Here is a 17,733-nt window from a genome sequence, read left to right on the forward strand (position 1 = left end):
CCAGCCGCCGCCACGCAATGGATTGTTCTATTACTGGAACGATAGATGAAGATCGATTCACACAACCTGAACGACCTGATGTATTTCTCGCAGGTCGTCGAACATGGCGGCTTTTCCGCCGCCGAGCGCGTGCTGGGCATCTCCAAATCGCGCCTGTCGCGCCGCCTGACCGAGCTCGAAGCGTCGCTTGGCGTGCGGCTCCTGCAGCGCTCGACACGTAAGCTCGCGCTCACCGAAGCCGGCCAGCTTTTCTACCAGCATTGCCAGGCGATGCTGAGCGAAGCGCAGGCGGCCGTGAACGTCGTGCAGCAATTACGCTCGTCGCCGCGCGGCACCGTTCGCGTGAGCGTGCCCGTCACGGTCTCGCAGACCATTCTGTCGACGATCCTGCCGGAATTCATGCATCGGTATCCCGAAGTGCGGGTCGTCATGCGCGTAACGAACCGCGTCGTCGATCTGTTCGAAGATTCGATCGACGTCGCATTGCGCGTGCGCTCCGATCCGCCGGAAAACGCCAATATCGTCGTGCGTCCGCTGTGGCGTACGCAGCAGATGCTGGTGGGCGCGCCGAGCTTGCTGCAGCAGAACGCGCCGCCGTTGCAGCCGAACGATCTGGCGCGCTTCGAAACGCTCGATGTGCCGACGACCGACGGCCGCCACGTCTACCACCTGATCGCGCCCGACGGCAGCCGTCACGTGCACGAACACGAGCCGCGTCTCGTGACCGCCGATCTGTCGACGATTCGCGAAGCCGTGCTGTGCGGCGTCGGCATCGCCGCGTTGCCGGAGATGATGTACGGCGCCCCGTTGCGCACCGGGCAATTGTCGCCGGTCATGCCGGGCTGGACCTTTCCGGCGCCGCAGTTGTACGCCGTATTCGTGTCGCGGCAGGGGATGGTGCCGGCCGTGCGCGCTTTCGTCGATTATCTGGTCGAGATGCTCGATCCCGATGACGGCAAGCACATCTTGCCCGAATGCCCGGCGCCGGCCGAGCGGCCCGTCTCGCGAACTGCGGCGGCGGTGTCGCCCTAGCAGATCGCGCGCTGTGCGGCATCGTTTTTAGCATTGAAGCGTGGCCTGTCATGAGTACTTTCAATCAGCGTTTGCTTGAATGCGCGAGCTCACGGCGCTATATTGAAATCCCTTCGCTAAGGAGTCTCTTATGCGAAAACTCATGGCCGCTATCATAGCGAGCCTGATAGGGCTGACCGCGCTGTCCGTGTCGAGCACGGCTGTCGCATGCGGTGATCCGAGCCAGCAGTCTTCGACCGAAGGCAAATGATCCCGCCGCCCGAAGGCGCCGAGCGCGCACAAAAAAAGGCCTTCATCCGACGATGAAGGCCTTTTACTTTTTAGCCCCTGTTTCAAGGGCTTTTCTTCATTTTCCGACGATGCCGGCCGCGATCGGCCAGCGTTTCAAAGCGCTCACTTGCCCTTGGGCTGCGTAACGAAACCGATCTTCGTCAGGCCGCCTGCCTGCGCGGCCGACATCACCTGCGCGACCTTTTCGTAAGGCACTTTACGATCCGCGTCGAGATGCAGTTCCGGCTGCGGATTCGCCTGCGCGGCCTCTGCAATTTTCGCGCTCAACTGCGCTTCGTCGACCTTCTTGTCGTTCCACAGAACATTGCCGTCCGCGTCGACCGCGACGGTGACTTGCGCGGGCTTCGTGTCTTCTTTCTGACTGCTTGCATGCGGCAGATCGATTTTCACCGCGTGACGGATCACGGGAATCGTCACCATGAAAACGATCAGGAGAACCAACATGACGTCGACGAGCGGCGTCATGTTGATTTCGTTCATCAGGCCGTCGTCATCGTCGCCGGCGAAGGGGCTCATTGCCATCGGTGTGCCTCGTCGTTCAGTGCACTTTAATTGGCGCGAGCGGCGAGACGCAGGCCGTCGCGCTTGGTCGACGACAGGCGCGCGCCCGTCACGAAGAATGCGTGCAGGCCATGCGCGAAGCGGCTCAGCTTCGCCACGATCGCCTTGTTGGCACGCGTGAGAGCGTTATAGCCGAGCACGGCCGGAATCGCAACGAAGAGACCGAACGCGGTCATGATGAGCGCTTCGCCGACCGGCCCGGCCACCTGGTCAATCGACGACTGGCCGCTCGCGCCGATGGCGAGCAGCGCGTGATAGATGCCCCACACGGTGCCGAACAGGCCGACGAACGGCGCCGTGCTGCCGATCGACGCGAGAATCGCGAGACCGCTTTGCATGCGCGCGACGCTTTCGTCCATGGTGTCCTTCAGGCAACGCGTGACCCAGTCCGACACATCCATCCGGTCATGCAGATGCGGCTGTGTCTGATGGTGATGATCGGCGGCTTCCTGGCCCGACAGCGCGAGCGCGAGGAACGGATTGTCTTGCGGCGTCGACGCGCCGGCGCCGAGCTTCTTCACGCCGTCGGCGAGATCGTCCGAATGCCAGAACGCCTGCTCCGCGTTCTTCGTGAGGCGGTTCAGCCGCATCACGTTCCATCCCTTGATGACGATCACGCTCCACGACATCACCGACATCACCAGCAGCGCGAGCGCGATGCCGCGCGTGACGAAATCCCCTTGCGCCCAGACGTGCGCCAATCCGTAGTTTTGCATTGCAATTCCTTTATTTTGAAATCCGCTTCAATCTTCGAGATTGAAGTTGTAAGGCTGGGTGTAGGCGGCCCGAATGGGCTGGCCGTCCTCGAGATAGGGCTTGCACGCGCTCGCATGCGCGGCGGCGAGCGCGGCGTCGTCGAGACGGCTGAAGCCGCTGCTCTTCTTCAATTCGATGTTCTCGAGCTTGCCCGTCAGGCCGACCACGAACTTCACATAGGCGGTGCCGGTTTCGCCGCGGCGCCGCGACAGCGCCGGGTAGTCGGGCTTCGCGATGTTGCAGTCGAGGTGCGAGACGTTCTTCGGCGCAGAGATTTCCATCGTCTGACGACCGATCGCGGGCGCGGCCGGTGCGGCAGGCGTCGGCGGCGCGGCGGGAGCGGCAGGCGCGGCCGGCTCCGGTGGCGCGACCGTCACGGGCGACGGCGCAGGCGCCTCGCGCAGCGGCGCGGGAGTAGGCTTCGGCGTCGGCTTGGGCTGCACCTTCGGCTTGCTGTGGACCGGCGGCGTGGGCGTGGGCGGCGGCGGCGCGACCGACTGCACCGCGGCCGGCGCGGCAACCGGCGCGGGCGGCAGCAATTGCGCGGTCATCACGCGCGACTCGAGCGCGGGCTGCACCGGGTCGTGACGCAGTGTCAGGATCACGGCGAGCAACGCGACGTGAACCGCCGCGACCAAGGCGGTCGCGGTCAGGACGCGGGGATTCATTCGGTTGGACCAAGCCGGTGCGGCGCCGGCTGAAACGGTATGCGAAGCCTGCATGTTAGCGTGGCGGCGCGCTGTCGATGCAGCACGCCTGACAATACTTCGTCATGTTCGGAAGATCAGCAGCGAAATACACAATGTGGTCACGAAACCAATCAGCAATTCCATCTCGGGCTCCTTTGACGGGTGAGCGGGTCGCTGGCTGGCAGGAATACTGGCTTGCTGACGGCAGTGGACTAAATAAAAAGCGCTCGAAAGCGCCGAAAGATGAGCATCAAAAACGCATCTCAACGCGAAGCGGCGGGGGCAGTGCGGCAACAAGACGGCGCAGGTGCTTTTGTGCGCCTCGCGCCGCGTGTCGTGAACTTGCCTTAAGCCGCCTTGCGTTCGTAAAACGTCACCGGCATGGCCTGCTGATGCTCGAAGCCGCAGCGGCTCGAGCACACGCCGCTTTGCATCATCACGTCGCGCACCGAGTCCGCGCATTTGCCGCAGCAGGTGGCGACGCCGAGCTCAAATTGCAGCTCGTCGAACGAGTCAACGCCTTCCGCGATCGAGGCACGGATCTTTCGGTCAGAAACAGACTTGCAGACACAGACAATCATGGCGGGCGTCATAGCTAACGTTAATGCGAATTATTATCATTTTGTTTGGCCGGTTTGGCAAGCGTCTCAGGTGGTTTTTTGTAACAAAACCAGACTCTTAGAAGGGTTTCGACTATGACGCGACGGCGCGGGCTGGCGGCGCGCGGCGCAGCGGAGGGTGCTTAAACCGCATAAAAACGCGCGCGGTGGCGTCGGAAGTGGCGTCAGAAACGGCGTCGGAAACCGCGCCGAAAGGGCGCTAGGCCGGCTGCGACGAGAGCGCAGCGGTACGGCGCGACGGAATCAGCACGCGCTCGACCTGCGCGTCCATGTTCAGCAGCGTCGCGACAAGCTGCCGCAGATGCGTGCCGTTGTCGGTGGAATAAAAGCGCGGCGGCGGGGCGCCTGCCGTTTCGGGCGTTGCGCGCACGCCGTGCTGTTCGAGCACGCGCTCGAGTTGGCGGGCAATCGCCACGCTCGTGTCGATCAACGCCATCCGGTCGCCGACGATGTCGCGGATCGCCGCATCGAGAAACGGATAGTGTGTGCAGCCGAGCACGAGGGTATCGGCGCCGGCGGCGAGCATCGGCTGAAGATAGCTTGCGAGCAGCGCGCGCAACTCCGCCGAACCGACGTCGCAGCGCTCGACGGCCTGCACGAGCCCGTGACCGGGCTGACAGATGAAGCGGCAATCGGCCGCGTAGCGCTCGAGCAGCGCCTGAAAACGGGCGCTGCGCAACGTGACCTGGGTGGCGAGCACGCCCGCCACGCGCGTTTTCGATTGCAGCGCGGCGGGCTTGATGCCCGGCTCGACGCCGACAAGCGGGATGCTCAGCTTTTCGCGAACCAGCGCGATGGATTGCGCGGTCGCCGTGTTGCAGGCCACGATCAGCGCCTTCGCGCCTTGCCTCGCGAGCCACTCGCCGATGGCGAGTGTCCGGTCCGCGATGAAGTCGTCGTCGCGCTCGCCGTAGGGCGCGTACAACGAATCGGCGACGTACAGCAGCGCCTCGTCGGGCAATTGAGCCCGAACCGCCCGCAACACCGACAAGCCGCCGAGACCCGAGTCGAAAATGCCGACGGGCGCGCGCGAAGCGACGCTCGACCGAGCGATTGATGCATTCGAAGACGGCGATTCTGCTGGCATGGGCGATCGGGACGCGCGGCGCGACGGTCAGGCAAAGCGGGGAAAGGGAAGCGGCCAAGTATATCGCCAGCGCGGCGCATGCTATCCCGAATGAATAGTCAGAAGCTCATGCGCCGGTGCGTGGCCTTGCGATGCGATCCGCTTAGGACTCCACCGAGCCCATCGCGGTTTGCTGGTAATTCTGAATGCCGACCTTGTCGATCAGGTCGAGTTGCGTTTCGAGCCAGTCGATGTGCTCTTCCGTGTCGTCGAGAATCTTCACGAAGATTTCACGCGAGATGAAATCGCGAACTGATTCGCAATACGCAATAGCTTCCTTGCAGGTGCTCTGCGAAATCTGCTCGAGCTTCAGGTCGCATTCGAGAATCTCTTTGGTTTCCTCGCCGATCAGAAGCTTGTGCAGGTCTTGCAGATTCGGCAGACCGTCAAGCATGAAAATCCGTTCGATCAGCCAGTCGGCGTGTTTCATTTCGCCGATCGACTCGTCGTATTCATGCTTGCCGAGTTTCTCGAGACCCCAATGCTTGTACATCCGCGCGTGCAGGAAGTACTGGTTGATCGCGGTCAATTCATTCTTCAACTGGGCGTTGAGATACTCGATAACTTTCTTGTCGCCTTGCATGATCTTTCCTTGGTGGGGACTTCAATTTTTCAACAACAATAAACGCCATGCCTGAAAAAGCCAAGAGAACAGAACATCTTGACGCGGTTCCCGGCTTTGCATGTGACGCATGCCGCCCATGAAAAAAGCCGGGACCGCGGCCCCGGCTTCTCAGTACGCTTGACGCGTCAGGCGGCCAATCAGACCGTTGCGACCGGAATCTTGCCGATCTTTGCCTGCCATTCCTTCGGGCCGGTCTGGTGCACCGAAGTGCCGTTCGAATCGACCGCGACCGTGACCGGCATGTCCTGCACATCGAACTCGTAGATCGCTTCCATGCCGAGGTCTTCGAATGCCAGCACCTTCGCGCTGCGGATCGCCTTCGACACGAGATAAGCGGCGCCGCCCACGGCCATCAGATACGCGGCCTTGTGTTTCTTGATTGCCTCGATTGCGACCGGTCCGCGCTCGGCCTTGCCGATCATCGAAATGAGGCCGGTTTGCGCGAGCATCGTCTCGGTGAACTTGTCCATGCGCGTGGCCGTGGTCGGGCCTGCCGGACCAACTGCTTCGTCGCGCACCGGATCGACCGGGCCGACGTAGTAGATCACGCGATTCGTGAAGTCGACCGGCAGCTTTTCGCCCTTCGCCAGCATATCGGCGATGCGCTTATGCGCGGCGTCGCGGCCCGTCAGCATCTTGCCCGACAGCAGCAGCGTCTGGCCCGGCTTCCATGCGGCGACTTCTTCTGGCGTCAGCGTGTTCAGATCGACGCGCTTGCTGGTTTCCGTGTTCGGCTCCCACTGCACCTTCGGCCATGCGTCGAGCGACGGCGCTTCGAGCTTCGCGACGCCCGAGCCGTCCAGCGTGAAGTGAGCGTGACGCGTGGCCGCGCAGTTCGGAATGATCGCGATCGGCTTGGACGCGGCGTGCGTCGGCGCGGCCATGATCTTCACGTCGAGCACGGTGGCGAGACCGCCGAGACCTTGTGCGCCGATGCCGAGCGCGTTGACCTTCTCATGCAGTTCGACGCGCAGTTCCTCGATCCAGTCTTGCGGGCCGCGTGCGATCACGTCCTGAATGTCGATCGGGTCCATCAGCGATTCTTTTGCCATCAGCATGGCTTTCTCAGCCGTGCCGCCGATGCCGATGCCAAGCATGCCCGGCGGACACCAGCCTGCGCCCATGGTCGGCACGGTCTTCAGAATCCAGTCGACGATCGAATCCGACGGATTGAGCATGGCGAACTTCGATTTGTTCTCCGAGCCGCCGCCCTTGGCCGCAACCTGCACGTCGACCTTGTCGCCCGGCACGATCTCGTAGTGAATCACCGCCGGCGTGTTGTCTTTCGTGTTCTTGCGCGCGCCTTCGGGCGGGCTCACGATCGACGCGCGCAGCACGTTGTCGGGATTCAGATAACCGCGGCGCACGCCTTCGTTGATCATGTCCGTGACGCTCATCGTCGCGCCGTCCCAACGCACGTCCATGCCCACCTTCACGAACACCGTGACGATGCCGGTGTCCTGGCAGATCGGGCGCTTGCCTTCGGCGCACATGCGGCTGTTGGTGAGGATCTGCGCGATGGCGTCTTTCGCGGCCGGGCTCTGTTCGAGTTCGTATGCGCGGCCGAGCGCCTGGATGTAGTCGAGCGGATGGTAGTAGCTGATGTACTGAAGCGAATCAGCAATGCTCTGGATCAGATCTTCCTGTTTGATGACGGTCATGGCTAAGCTCGGTGGGGACAGTGCGCTTCTTTCTGTTCGCAGGCTATGCGGTCAGTCGTGCGCTTTCAGGGGAGAGGAACCGGCGGAACCCAGCGGCTGCAAATCCGCGGGTTCCTGAAAATGAGTGGGATGCGTGTGCGTGGTGAGGCGGTCGACAAACGCCATCACGAGCGCGGAAATCAGGAACGCGACGTGGATGATCACCTGCCACATGATCGCGTGCGTCGTGTTCTGGTCCGGGCTGATGAACGTCTTAAGCAGATGGATCGACGAGATGCTGATGAGCGCCATCGAGAGCTTCACCTTCAGCACGCCCGCGTTCACGTGATCGAGCCATTCCGGTTCGTCAGGATGACCTTCGACACCGAGCCGCGACACAAAGGTCTCATATCCGCCGATGATCACCATGATAAGCAGGTTCGAGATCATGACCACGTCGATGAGACCCAGCACCACGAGCATGATGTTGGTTTCGTCGAGAGTCATCGACGCTGTGACCAGATGCCAGACTTCCTTCAGAAACAGCACCACATACACGCCCTGGGCGACGATCAAGCCGAGATAGAGCGGCACCTGCAGCCAGCGGCTCATGAAGATGACGGCGGGCAGCGGGCGCATGGGGCGGCGTGAAACGCGCGGAGTCGGGTCGCGAAGCGGACATAGGCAAGAGTCGGATCTAACGCAGGTGACGGAACGTGAACCAAATGCGCCGGGCCAGCGTGCGGGTCACGCGCGCGGGTCGGCACGCAAAGCGAGGCGCGGACGGCGCGGCGCGGGCGCACAACAAGATGTGAGCCGCGGCGCTCGTATCAGCGCGCGCTATTGTACAGCGTCGGCCGGACTTGCTGCGGTGCGGCGGGCAGGGCGGCGGCGCGTCATCCTGAGACGCGCGATTCGAACTGGAATGCGGGCGGCTAGTTCAGTTAGCATTGTGTTAGCCGCTTGACCGCGAGGTTAAGTGGGCCCCCCGTAAGCGCCTCGTTGCGCGAACAAGCGTCAACAGCATGCGCTTTTTGTGCAAAGCGTCGTACGAATCGCATAAGGGTTTTTGCGGGCACGCCGATGCGGCTCGCGTAAGTGGCTGGTAAGTTGCACCGCTTATGGTTCAACATGAGAGCGGACGCGGCCTCGCCTCCATTCGTGCTGCATTGCCGTACGAGTGAAGGAGAGGCGGGCCGGCCGCGGCGCGGCGATCCATCGCGGGTCGCTCGCGCGAGGGCGGGAGACAGCGCGCCGCAATCGTGCTTCGATTGCGGCGTCTACATGACATGGCGCACGAACGTGCGCCGGCACAGGTTTTCATCTTCACCAAGGGGTTGTCGATGTCTGCGATTGAATCGGTTCTTCAGGAACGCCGTGTTTTCCCGCCATCCGCGCAAGCAGCGGCCGGCGCCACGATCTCCGGCATGGACGCTTACCATGCGCTGACCGCCGAGGCGGAGCGGGATTACGAGGGCTTCTGGGGGCGTCTTGCTCGCGAGACGCTAAGCTGGAACAAGCCCTTTACGAAGGTGCTCGACGAATCGAACGCGCCGTTCTACACGTGGTTCGAAGACGGTCAGCTCAACGCGTCGTACAACAGCATCGACCGTCATGTGGAAGCGGGCAACGGCGAGCGCGTCGCGATCGTGTTCGAAGCCGACGACGGCACCGTCACCAACGTCACCTATCAGGATCTGCTGCAACGTGTATCGCGCTTTGCGAACGCGCTGAAAAAGCGCGGCGTGAAGAAGGGCGACCGCGTGGTCATCTATATGCCGATGTCGATCGAAGGCATTGTCGCGATGCAGGCTTGCGCGCGTATCGGCGCGACGCACTCGGTGGTGTTCGGCGGCTTCTCGTCGAAGTCGCTCAACGAACGTCTCGTCGACGTGGGCGCGGTCGCGCTCGTGACATCGGACGAACAGATGCGCGGCGGCAAGGCGCTGCCGCTGAAAAATATCGCCGACGAAGCGCTTGCAATGGGCGGTTGCGACGCGGTGAAGAGCGTGATCGTCTACAAGCGCACGGGCGGCAAGATCGCATGGGACGAAGCCCGCGATCTGTGGATGCATGAACTCATGCAAGCCGAGTCCGATCAATGCGCGCCCGAGTGGGTGGGCGCGGAACATCCGCTTTTCATCCTCTACACGTCCGGTTCGACGGGCAAGCCGAAGGGCGTGCAGCACAGCACCGGCGGCTATCTGCTGTGGGCCGCGCAAACCATGAAGTGGACCTTCGACTGGAAGGCCAACGACGTGTTCTGGTGTACCGCGGACATCGGCTGGATCACGGGCCATAGCTACATCACGTATGGTCCGCTGACGCTCGGCGGCACGCAGGTCGTGTTCGAAGGCGTGCCGACTTATCCGAATGCCGGCCGCTTCTGGGACATGATCGCGAAGCACAAGGTGACGCTTTTTTATACGGCGCCGACCGCGATCCGCTCGCTGATCAAGGCCGCCGAAGCGGACCAGAAAGTGCATCCGAAAAGCTACGACCTGTCCACGCTGCGCATCATCGGCACCGTTGGCGAGCCGATCAATCCGGAAGCGTGGGTGTGGTATCACGAGAACGTCGGCGGCGGCCGTTGCCCGATTGTCGATACGTGGTGGCAGACCGAAACCGGCGGTCACATGATCACGCCGCTGCCAGGCGCCACGCCGCTCGTACCCGGTTCATGCACGCTGCCGTTGCCGGGCATCATGGCGGCGGTCGTCGACGAAACGGGTCAGGACGTGCCGAACGGGCAGGGCGGCATTCTCGTCGTGAAGCGGCCGTGGCCTTCGATGTTGCGCAATGTGTGGGGCGATCCGGACCGCTACAAGAAGAGCTATTTCCCCGAGGAACTCGGCGGCAGGCTGTATCTCGCCGGCGACGGGGCGGTGCGCGACAAGGAGACCGGCTACTTCACGATCATGGGCCGCATCGACGACGTGCTCAACGTGTCCGGTCACCGTCTCGGCACGATGGAGATCGAATCGGCGCTGGTGTCGAATCCGATCGTCGCTGAAGCGGCGGTCGTGGGACGTCCCGATGCAACGACGGGCGAAGCGGTGTGCGCGTTCGTCGTGCTGAAGCGCGCGCGCCCGGAAGGCGAAGAGGCGGTGAAGCTCGCCAATGAACTGCGCAACTGGGTCGGCAAGGAAATCGGTCCGATCGCGAAGCCGAAGGACATCCGCTTCGGCGAGAACCTGCCGAAGACGCGTTCGGGCAAGATCATGCGCCGTCTGTTGCGCTCGCTTGCGAAGGGCGAGGCGATCACGCAGGACGTGTCCACGTTGGAGAACCCGGCGATTCTCGATCAGCTCGGCGAGTCGCTGTAAGGCTGCTCTGCTCGCGCTGGGATCACGCTGGGATCATTCCGGCGCCTATGAAGGGCGGAGGCGTGTCGATCGATGCGCCTCTCGCCCGATGCCGCGTTCCGCGATCGGCGATCCGCGATCCGGCATCGCGCGGACAATCCCGATTGCCTGCGCGGTGCCTTTTTGATACATAGGCGCATGGCCGCGCCGCACTCCACCTCTCATGCCACGCACAATCCCCCGCCCGAACCGCCTGCGGTGTCGGAGGCGTTGGCGCGCGCGCATCAAAAGTATTGGCGCTTTAACGTCACGTTGATCGCCGCGTTGATGAGCGTTGGCTTCGCGGTGTCGTTCCTGTTGCCGCTCGCCGCGCCGATGCTCGCGCATGTGCGGATCGCCGGCTTCAGCTTGCCGTTTTACTTCGGCGCACAAGGCGCGATCCTGATCTACCTGGCGTTGATCGTCGTCTATATCCTGTCGATGCAGCGCGCGGATCGCCGGTTGCAGCGCGCGTTTCTTGCGGATGCCGATGCTGCTGCCGCTGCTGTTGCCGATGCGAACGACGTCGAGAATAGCGCTGTAAATCAGGCTATAAATCACACAACGGACGCCGCTGCGAACCGCATTGCCGCCGATTCCGGCACGCGCGGACTCTAAGCCGATGAAGCTCACGAACCGGCTGATCCGCGCATACGCGTTCTATACGCTCGGCTTCCTGCTGTTCATCTATGTGATGTGGCGCATCGAGCGCACAACCGGTCCGGGCATGTGGATCGGCTACGTGTTTCTGTTCGTGCCGATTGCCGTGTATGCGGTGATCGGCTTGCTGTCGCGCACGTCCGATCTCGTCGAATACTACGTTGCCGGGCGGCGCGTGCCGTCGGCGTTCAACGGCATGGCGACCGCGGCCGACTGGCTGTCGGCGGCGTCGTTCATCGGGCTCGCCGGCTCGATCTACGCGACGGGCTACGACGGCCTCGCTTACCTGATGGGCTGGACCGGCGGCTATTGCCTCGTCGCGTTTCTGCTCGCGCCGTACGTGCGCAAGCTCGCGCGCTATACGATTCCCGATTTCCTCGGCACGCGTTTTTCGAGCAATGCGGTGCGCGGGCTCGCGGCGTTGTCCGCGATTCTGTGTTCGTTCGTCTATCTCGTCGCGCAGATCCAGGGCGTCGGTCTGATTGCGACGCGCTTCATCGGCGTCGACTTCGCCGTCGGGATTTTCTGCGGACTCGCGGGCATTCTCGTGTGCTCGTTTCTCGGCGGCATGCGCGCGGTGACGTGGACGCAGGTTGCGCAGTACATCATTCTGATCGCCGCGATCCTGATTCCTGTTTCGATGATCGCGCACAAGGACGGACTCGGCTGGGTGCCTCAATTGAGTTACGGCCGGTTGATGGAGCGCATGGAGAGTCTCGAGAAGCAGGTGCGCGACGAGCCGCTCGAGCAGACCGTGCGCGACGACTATCGACGCCGTGCCGCATTGATGCAGCAGCGGCTCGACATGCTGCCGCATTCGTTCGTCGAGGAGAAACTGCGGCTCACGCAGCAGGTGGCCGATTTGCGGCGGCGCAATGGTCCGCTGCGCGAAATCAAGGAGCGCGAAAAAGCGCTCGAGCAGTTTCCACGCGATGCCGCCGCCGCGCAGGTCGTGTGGACTCAGCAGCGTGATGACATGCTGATGCGCGCGGCCGCGCCGCTGCCGATGCACGAGCCGTTTCCCACAGCAAGCGACGAAGACCGGCGCATGCACGAGCGCAATTTTCTTTCACTGCTGCTGTGTCTGTCGCTCGGCACGGCAAGTCTGCCGCATATTCTGACGCGCTATAACACGACGACGTCGGTGGCGTCGGCGCGTCGCTCGGTCGGCTGGACGCTGTTTTTTGTGGCGCTTTTCTACGTGACCGTGCCGGTGCTCGCGGTGCTGATCAAGTATGAGATGTTGACGAATCTCGTCGGTCATCACTTCGCCGATTTGCCGCAATGGCTCACGCAATGGCGCAAGGTCGAGCCGACGCTGATCAGTCTCGCCGACACCAACGGCGACGGCATCGTGCGATGGAGCGAAATTCAGATGCAGCCCGACATGGTGGTGCTGGCCGCGCCGGAGATCGCGGGCTTGCCGTATGTGATGTCCGGGCTGATTGCTGCGGGCGCGCTGGCCGCGGCGCTCTCGACAGCCGACGGTTTGCTGCTCACGATCGCCAATGCTTTATCGCACGACGTGTATTACCACATGGTCGACCCGGGCGCGTCGAGTCAGCGGCGTGTGACGATTTCGAAGATCCTGCTGTTGGGCGTGGCGCTGTTTGCGTCGTATGTGGCGTCGTTGAATACCGGCAACATTCTCTTTCTGGTCGGCGCGGCGTTTTCGCTCGCGGCATCGAGCCTGTTTCCGGTGCTCGTGCTCGGCGTGTTCTGGAAGCGCACGACGCGCCTCGGCGCCGTGGCCGGCATGCTGGCGGGGCTGCTCGTGTGCATCTACTACATCGTGTCGACGTATCCGTTCTTCGCGCAGATGACGGGCTTCGCGGGACCGCGCTGGTTCGGCATCGAGCCGATCAGCTCGGGCGTGTTCGGCGTACCGGCGGGTTTTCTGGTGGCGGTGGGTGTGAGTCTTTTTGATCGGAAGCCGGATGCTTATACGAGGGCGTTGGTGGATTATATTCGGCATCCGTAGGGGGGGCGTTGCGGCAGCGGGGACGGCCCGAAGTGGAACTGCGCGCGGTATCGTTCACGTGGCGGGAAGCGGTTCTTGAGTCACCGTCAGGGTGAGATATTCAACCAGTACTTCCGCGCCGACCGAACTCGAAAACGAGGCAATTTTTTTTCGCGGCCAGTGGCTGCCCCCACGGGTGCGCCTCCTCCAGCGCAGTGACTGCCGATTTGTATTCGGCGGAATCGAAGTCCTCGAGAATCTTCAATTGATAGACGATGTTCTGTGCGGCAAAGCCATTCGCCAGACAGCGCGACGCGCCCGCGAATACCAGCTGCGCTTGATTGGATTTGTCGTCACTGCGCAAGACGACCACAACGGTTTTCGTGTCGGCTTCGACTGCGACTCCGACGAGAAACCAATCGTGAAATGAGGGGTATTGTTGCATCGTGGCTTCTCGTTAGGGGTTCCAGGGGCTGAAGGGAACGACATCATTGCCCGAATCGCGTCCCCCAGGTCCCCAGTTATGGGCATGAGGCTGCAGCCCGTTATGAATGTGATCAAAGTCCAGATCGACTATCGGCTTTCGGTCATCGCCGAATAGACGCATTTGCCCTGAACCGGGATTCGTGTACCAACCAGCATCACCCAGGTTCGGCGTTTTCGCTATCTCGAAGGAATCGCCGGTCGTTGTGTCTGCTTCGTACTCGAACGGCTGTGCATCACTTAGCGGCGTAGCAGTGTCCGTGAGATTGCTCCTGGCGTCGGCCAGTGACGAAGGGGCCGCATTCGCATTGCGGGCTGCACCCGCATTTATCCGGTCCACCATGTCGTTATAGCGGTCAATGTAAGCCGTCGCCGCATCGTAGGACATTCCGCAATCGTTCATTAACGAGCTGCGGAAGTCGGGAAGCCCTTGGGGCTTCGGTGACGGATTGCCGCCCGCGCCGCCTGTGCGCGATTGCTCGGCAATCAGAACAACACTCTCGCCGCGAATCATGGACTGCAATGTTTCTATGACCTCGAGGTCAGCGCCATTCTTTGCCAGCCGCTGGTGCCAATGGAAATTCGTCCCGAGAAAAGCGCGGACCCGCCCAACGAGCGCGGCGTCCTTTGCCCATATATCGGCATATGCGCGTTGGGAGAACTTCTTGCCTTCTTCAACTGCCTCTTTCTGCTCGGTGGAAAGAAAGATGCGCCCGCTCGCGTAGGCATCCTTGCTGTACATCAGCCAGCGTTGAAACGAATCTGTCTTTAGTTCAGTTCCACCCATCGTCAGCCTCGTCGCTCGTGATGACGTAACGCTAGCAGATTGCCCGGCGCTCATGTTTTTGGGATGTTTGCCGTTATTTGGTCCAGCGTGCGGTTCGCGAACGGTTCCCCGGTAGTTTTATTTTGCTCGTCGATGAGAACGGCGCTGCCGCCGATATTGCGGTGCGCGTATTTGACGATCATTTTTTTCACGCCGGCTCGGTGCAGGATGCGATGCGCCGTCGGCCTATGCGCTGGTCAAACGCGATTCTCGCAAAGGGTCTGGCGGACGGCCCGAAGTTTGCTATAATTCGGCTCCCCGCGGAGAGATGGATGAGCGGTTTAAGTCGCACGCCTGGAAAGCGTGTATAGGTTAATAGCCTATCGGGGGTTCGAATCCCCCTCTCTCCGCCAGGAAGCCAACTAAGCCCATGATTTCGTGGGCTTTTTTGTTTTCGAGGCAGATCTACCCACGTTTTTACCCACATTGAGCGCGGCGGCTCGTCACTGACTTTTGGCCAGGCTGCGGCATTGTTCTAGTGAAACATCGGAGTGGAGCGGTATGCGCAAGGCATTTGCGGGATTCTATCAACCCACCTCTGACGATCTTGTTGGTCTTTGGCGTGAGGCCGTTTTCGTACTGGACGCCAACGTTCTGCTAAGTTTGTACCGCTACCCGCAACAAGCTCGTGATGACCTTTTCAAAGTCTTGGAGAGCATTGCCGACCGCTTGTGGATACCTTTCAACGTTGCTTTGGAGTTTCAGCGAAACCGAGTGTCGGTTATCGCCGGTGAGAACGCGAAGTTCGAGGAGACTGTGGAGCAACTGGATGCGGCCGAGTCGAAGCTCGTCCAGGCAGTGGAGAAACTGGAATTGGACCGCCGTGGATTGGGCATTGACACTGCGCCTCTGCGTGAGTCACTGAAGGGTGCCATCCAGGAGATTAGGAGCGCCGTGAGCGCGGGAAAATCGCGGCAGTTGGCAATCAGCCACGACGACGAGGTTCGCGAGCGATTGGAGACGATTCTGGGCGACAACGTGGGGCCACCTCCAGAAAATCAGGCCGCTGTAAATGCGTTCGTTTCCGATGGGGAGGCTCGATATGAGAGAAAAATTCCACCCGGTTTCAAGGATGCTGCGAAAGGCCGAAATCCCGCCGACGCCAAATTTTTTCATGATGGTATCAAGTATCCATCAGAATATGGCGACTTGATCGTGTGGCGTCAGGTGATTGCTCATGCTAAAAACAGTAGCTTGAGAAAGGTTATTTTTGTTACCAACGACAAGAAAGAGGATTGGTGGCTAAGAGAATCCGGTAAAACTCTCGGACCGCAGCCACAACTCATACAGGAAATACGGCGAGAGGCGGGAGTAGAGGCGTTTTGGATGTATGCCGTGGACCAGTTTCTTGTCCACGCACGTCGATTTTTGAATGCAGAAATCGACGAATCTTCCGTAACAGAGGTCAGAGAAGTAGCTGCACAAGATGTCGCGCAAGTGTCGGAGGCATCCTCTGGTGCCGACGAACCGATCGAACTGTTGAGCGTATTGCGCCTGATGAATTCCGGAGTGAGTCACTCTTACGTTTCACGATTCGCCAAGTCGCGGAAAAACCGGCGCAGCATGTATTCCACGACGGGACAGGACGTACCGAGCGTCGTGCGCCAAGCCGTGCTGGCTTGGGTCCAAGATCAGCGCCTTCCAGACGAAACCGTCGATACGCGTTTCGGTCGATTCCCGGAATTTATACTCCGCGACGAAGCCAAGGCACGTGGTATTCATTGCGTATACGACGACATGCGAGGGATGGAAACAAATCTCCTCGGTCTCTTTCTGGACTGCACGATGGAGGTTACATCTAAGTCCTATGCCACCTTCACGATAGCATTCGTGTCGATGCCGTTTACCGACGGACTTAGTTCCGCTCTGCGCAAAAAAGCAGTCGAATATGCGTCAATTTCCCCCGCGATAAAGTGCGTCTTTTTGCAATTCGATGATTCGTTCAAGATAAGTGAGGGTGCCGGGACATAACTGCGGCAGACCATGCATCTCGGCGATCACTGAATTGTAAATTTTTGCCCGTTGAGCGGTGCGAATGTCACAGTGGAGTCGCGTCTTGCCAGATCGCATCATAAGCCGCTACCTTCATTGCAGCGATATCAACGGGCACCTTAACTATCGATGCGGGCGCGCGCCCAGCGAAGTCTTTGAGCGATTGCGTAAAAATCCAGACCGAGCCGCCGTCGGTCACAATCAGACGATCATGCAAAGCCCGGGCGGGCGCGAGCCGCACGTCTAGCGGCCGAACGGCCTTGTACTGCGCGGCCCATCTCGTCGCCGCTGGCCGTAGACTTGGCTTAACAGAGTGTTCGTCGCCGAGGACGCGAATGGTCGCTGTCTCCGGCGCCAACACGGCAAAATCCGTGAGGATAGTTGCATCCGCATAAGCGTCCACGATCAGTACGTCGTCGCGGGCATTGCCAAGTATTTTTGAAACTGCCGATATTGCGGAGAATTGCTCTCCCACAGTGATGAATGCGCCTTGGGTTTCGGCGGGTGCCGCCAGTTCCGCGCGCGCCAATGCTCGGTGTAAAACGGCGGCGATGGTTCGTGCGTGGCGCTCCCGAGAAGCAGCGTCCAAATTTTGCATCGCGAAATTGAAAGCAATGGTGTCTGCAAGTGGCGCGCACTGCTCTATCAACGCGGACGCTCGCCCCATCCATTGATACGTTTCTGGAGCGATGGGACCGTTCGCGCTCAAATCAGGCATCGTCGCGACGAGAGTGCCTAGATTGACGTACAGCGCTTCGGCGTCCAGTTTCATGCTTTAAGTATATAGCGAGACACCGGAAATGCACGACACTGATTGTCGTTGTGATTGCCCCGATACTTCCGGCGTCGGGGCCAGCGCGGAACGAAAACAGCCGAATCAGTGTGATTTGCCCGTCACACTACCGCTCGGCCAACACGGCAACCCGGGAGGAAAACTATTGCGCTACTTCGAGTCCACGGCGCAGCAGGCCGGTGGCGGCTTGGCTCAGTGACAGCCGCACACCCGTTTGCTGCTGCACTCGCTGCCTGTGCTGTTCGATGTGCTTCATCAATTCAGCTTCAGCCACCACGGTAAAGCGGCCTTTGGTTGCCGTTGCTTCAAAAGTGTTTGTTTGCATGTTGACAGCG

The 17,733-nt window shown here is 60.9% G+C and carries 18 protein-coding genes and 1 tRNA gene; 6 read left to right on the plus strand and 13 right to left on the minus strand.

Translation table 11 applies throughout. The annotated features are described in order from the left end of the window. Positions 1–45: 45 nt before the first annotated feature. Positions 46–1,032: a LysR family transcriptional regulator gene (locus tag ABIE53_RS08105; RefSeq protein WP_053857838.1), complete on the plus strand. Its 987-nt coding sequence runs from the start codon at positions 46–48 to the stop codon at positions 1,030–1,032. Positions 1,033–1,425: 393 nt separating this feature from the next. Here ABIE53_RS08105 and ABIE53_RS08110 read toward each other — a convergent pair whose 3' ends face one another. The 8 genes from ABIE53_RS08110 to ABIE53_RS08145 form a co-directional block, all read right to left on the minus strand. Beyond that, positions 1,426–1,845, minus strand: coding sequence for an ExbD/TolR family protein (locus ABIE53_RS08110; protein WP_006051191.1), 420 nt, complete (start codon positions 1,843–1,845; stop codon positions 1,426–1,428). 26 nt (positions 1,846–1,871) lie between these two features. Then, complete coding sequence (locus ABIE53_RS08115) at positions 1,872–2,600, minus strand: MotA/TolQ/ExbB proton channel family protein (protein WP_006051190.1); 729 nt, start codon at positions 2,598–2,600, stop codon at positions 1,872–1,874. A 27-nt stretch (positions 2,601–2,627) separates the two neighbouring features. After that, positions 2,628–3,362, minus strand: coding sequence for an energy transducer TonB (locus tag ABIE53_RS08120; RefSeq protein WP_107710874.1), 735 nt, complete (start codon positions 3,360–3,362; stop codon positions 2,628–2,630). A gap of 314 nt (positions 3,363–3,676) precedes the next feature. Then, the gene (locus ABIE53_RS08125; RefSeq protein WP_029972066.1) at positions 3,677–3,910 is read right to left on the minus strand and encodes a (2Fe-2S)-binding protein; all 234 of its coding nucleotides are present in this window, start codon (positions 3,908–3,910) and stop codon (positions 3,677–3,679) included. 238 nt (positions 3,911–4,148) lie between these two features. Further along, positions 4,149–5,036, minus strand: coding sequence for a glutamate racemase (gene murI, locus ABIE53_RS08130; RefSeq protein ID WP_107710873.1), 888 nt, complete (start codon positions 5,034–5,036; stop codon positions 4,149–4,151). Between the two features lie 142 nt (positions 5,037–5,178). Then, positions 5,179–5,658 (minus strand): bacterioferritin, encoded by a 480-nt coding sequence (bfr, locus tag ABIE53_RS08135; protein ID WP_006051186.1) that lies wholly within the window; start codon positions 5,656–5,658, stop codon positions 5,179–5,181. Positions 5,659–5,837: 179 nt separating this feature from the next. Next, positions 5,838–7,361 (minus strand): fumarate hydratase, encoded by a 1,524-nt coding sequence (locus tag ABIE53_RS08140; protein WP_006051185.1) that lies wholly within the window; start codon positions 7,359–7,361, stop codon positions 5,838–5,840. Positions 7,362–7,412: 51 nt separating this feature from the next. Continuing rightward, positions 7,413–7,979: a TIGR00645 family protein gene (locus ABIE53_RS08145; protein WP_006051184.1), complete on the minus strand. Its 567-nt coding sequence runs from the start codon at positions 7,977–7,979 to the stop codon at positions 7,413–7,415. A 704-nt stretch (positions 7,980–8,683) separates the two neighbouring features. Here ABIE53_RS08145 and acs point away from each other — a divergent pair. From acs to ABIE53_RS08160, 3 genes are all read left to right on the plus strand, one after another. Continuing rightward, positions 8,684–10,666 carry an acetate--CoA ligase gene (acs, locus tag ABIE53_RS08150; RefSeq protein WP_053858991.1) on the plus strand — a complete coding sequence of 661 codons (1,983 nt, stop codon included), beginning with the start codon at positions 8,684–8,686 and terminating at the stop codon, positions 10,664–10,666. Positions 10,667–10,843: 177 nt separating this feature from the next. After that, positions 10,844–11,302 carry a DUF4212 domain-containing protein gene (locus tag ABIE53_RS08155; RefSeq protein WP_107710882.1) on the plus strand — a complete coding sequence of 153 codons (459 nt, stop codon included), beginning with the start codon at positions 10,844–10,846 and terminating at the stop codon, positions 11,300–11,302. Positions 11,303–11,306: 4 nt separating this feature from the next. Then, positions 11,307–13,325, plus strand: coding sequence for a sodium:solute symporter family protein (locus ABIE53_RS08160; protein WP_006051181.1), 2,019 nt, complete (start codon positions 11,307–11,309; stop codon positions 13,323–13,325). 100 nt (positions 13,326–13,425) lie between these two features. Here the strand turns inward: ABIE53_RS08160 and ABIE53_RS08165 are convergent, their stop codons facing one another. From ABIE53_RS08165 to ABIE53_RS08175, 3 genes are read right to left on the minus strand one after another with little or no spacing between them, the layout of a single operon-like run. Beyond that, positions 13,426–13,749 carry a hypothetical protein gene (locus ABIE53_RS08165; RefSeq protein WP_376914960.1) on the minus strand — a complete coding sequence of 108 codons (324 nt, stop codon included), beginning with the start codon at positions 13,747–13,749 and terminating at the stop codon, positions 13,426–13,428. A 12-nt stretch (positions 13,750–13,761) separates the two neighbouring features. Continuing rightward, positions 13,762–14,574, minus strand: coding sequence for a hypothetical protein (locus ABIE53_RS08170; RefSeq protein ID WP_107710871.1), 813 nt, complete (start codon positions 14,572–14,574; stop codon positions 13,762–13,764). Positions 14,575–14,624: 50 nt separating this feature from the next. Next, a complete protein-coding gene (locus ABIE53_RS08175; protein WP_161966567.1) occupies positions 14,625–14,765 on the minus strand; it encodes a hypothetical protein in 141 nt (46 codons plus the stop codon). A gap of 110 nt (positions 14,766–14,875) precedes the next feature. Here ABIE53_RS08175 and ABIE53_RS08180 point away from each other — a divergent pair. Together ABIE53_RS08180 and ABIE53_RS08185 are read left to right on the plus strand one after the other, a co-directional pair. After that, positions 14,876–14,966: transfer RNA gene (locus ABIE53_RS08180), tRNA-Ser, on the plus strand. 148 nt (positions 14,967–15,114) lie between these two features. Next, positions 15,115–16,584, plus strand: a complete 1,470-nt coding sequence (locus ABIE53_RS08185; RefSeq protein ID WP_192700564.1) for a PIN-like domain-containing protein — start codon at positions 15,115–15,117, stop codon at positions 16,582–16,584. Positions 16,585–16,651: 67 nt separating this feature from the next. Here ABIE53_RS08185 and ABIE53_RS08190 read toward each other — a convergent pair whose 3' ends face one another. Next, on the minus strand, positions 16,652–17,377 hold the full coding sequence (locus ABIE53_RS08190) for a hypothetical protein (RefSeq protein ID WP_107710869.1): 726 nt from the start codon (positions 17,375–17,377) through the stop codon (positions 16,652–16,654). A 163-nt stretch (positions 17,378–17,540) separates the two neighbouring features. Further along, positions 17,541–17,723: a hypothetical protein gene (locus tag ABIE53_RS08195; protein WP_132384643.1), complete on the minus strand. Its 183-nt coding sequence runs from the start codon at positions 17,721–17,723 to the stop codon at positions 17,541–17,543. Between the last annotated feature and the right edge of the window lie 10 nt (positions 17,724–17,733).

The sequence above is a fragment of the Paraburkholderia sp. OAS925 genome, from assembly GCF_040543975.1.
Classification (GTDB): domain Bacteria; phylum Pseudomonadota; class Gammaproteobacteria; order Burkholderiales; family Burkholderiaceae; genus Paraburkholderia; species Paraburkholderia graminis.

Coding starts and splice junctions, on each gene's coding strand:
- ABIE53_RS08105 (WP_053857838.1), top strand. CDS start 46: ATGAAGATCGATTCACACAACCTGAACGACCTGATGTATTTCTCGCAG.
- ABIE53_RS08110 (WP_006051191.1), bottom strand. CDS start 1,845: ATGGCAATGAGCCCCTTCGCCGGCGACGATGACGACGGCCTGATGAAC.
- ABIE53_RS08115 (WP_006051190.1), bottom strand. CDS start 2,600: ATGCAAAACTACGGATTGGCGCACGTCTGGGCGCAAGGGGATTTCGTC.
- ABIE53_RS08120 (WP_107710874.1), bottom strand. CDS start 3,362: ATGCAGGCTTCGCATACCGTTTCAGCCGGCGCCGCACCGGCTTGGTCC.
- ABIE53_RS08125 (WP_029972066.1), bottom strand. CDS start 3,910: ATGATTGTCTGTGTCTGCAAGTCTGTTTCTGACCGAAAGATCCGTGCC.
- murI (WP_107710873.1), bottom strand. CDS start 5,036: ATGCCAGCAGAATCGCCGTCTTCGAATGCATCAATCGCTCGGTCGAGC.
- bfr (WP_006051186.1), bottom strand. CDS start 5,658: ATGCAAGGCGACAAGAAAGTTATCGAGTATCTCAACGCCCAGTTGAAG.
- ABIE53_RS08140 (WP_006051185.1), bottom strand. CDS start 7,361: ATGACCGTCATCAAACAGGAAGATCTGATCCAGAGCATTGCTGATTCG.
- ABIE53_RS08145 (WP_006051184.1), bottom strand. CDS start 7,979: ATGCGCCCGCTGCCCGCCGTCATCTTCATGAGCCGCTGGCTGCAGGTG.
- acs (WP_053858991.1), top strand. CDS start 8,684: ATGTCTGCGATTGAATCGGTTCTTCAGGAACGCCGTGTTTTCCCGCCA.
- ABIE53_RS08155 (WP_107710882.1), top strand. CDS start 10,844: ATGGCCGCGCCGCACTCCACCTCTCATGCCACGCACAATCCCCCGCCC.
- ABIE53_RS08160 (WP_006051181.1), top strand. CDS start 11,307: ATGAAGCTCACGAACCGGCTGATCCGCGCATACGCGTTCTATACGCTC.
- ABIE53_RS08165 (WP_376914960.1), bottom strand. CDS start 13,749: ATGCAACAATACCCCTCATTTCACGATTGGTTTCTCGTCGGAGTCGCA.
- ABIE53_RS08170 (WP_107710871.1), bottom strand. CDS start 14,574: ATGGGTGGAACTGAACTAAAGACAGATTCGTTTCAACGCTGGCTGATG.
- ABIE53_RS08185 (WP_192700564.1), top strand. CDS start 15,115: ATGCGCAAGGCATTTGCGGGATTCTATCAACCCACCTCTGACGATCTT.
- ABIE53_RS08190 (WP_107710869.1), bottom strand. CDS start 17,377: ATGAAACTGGACGCCGAAGCGCTGTACGTCAATCTAGGCACTCTCGTC.
- ABIE53_RS08195 (WP_132384643.1), bottom strand. CDS start 17,723: ATGCAAACAAACACTTTTGAAGCAACGGCAACCAAAGGCCGCTTTACC.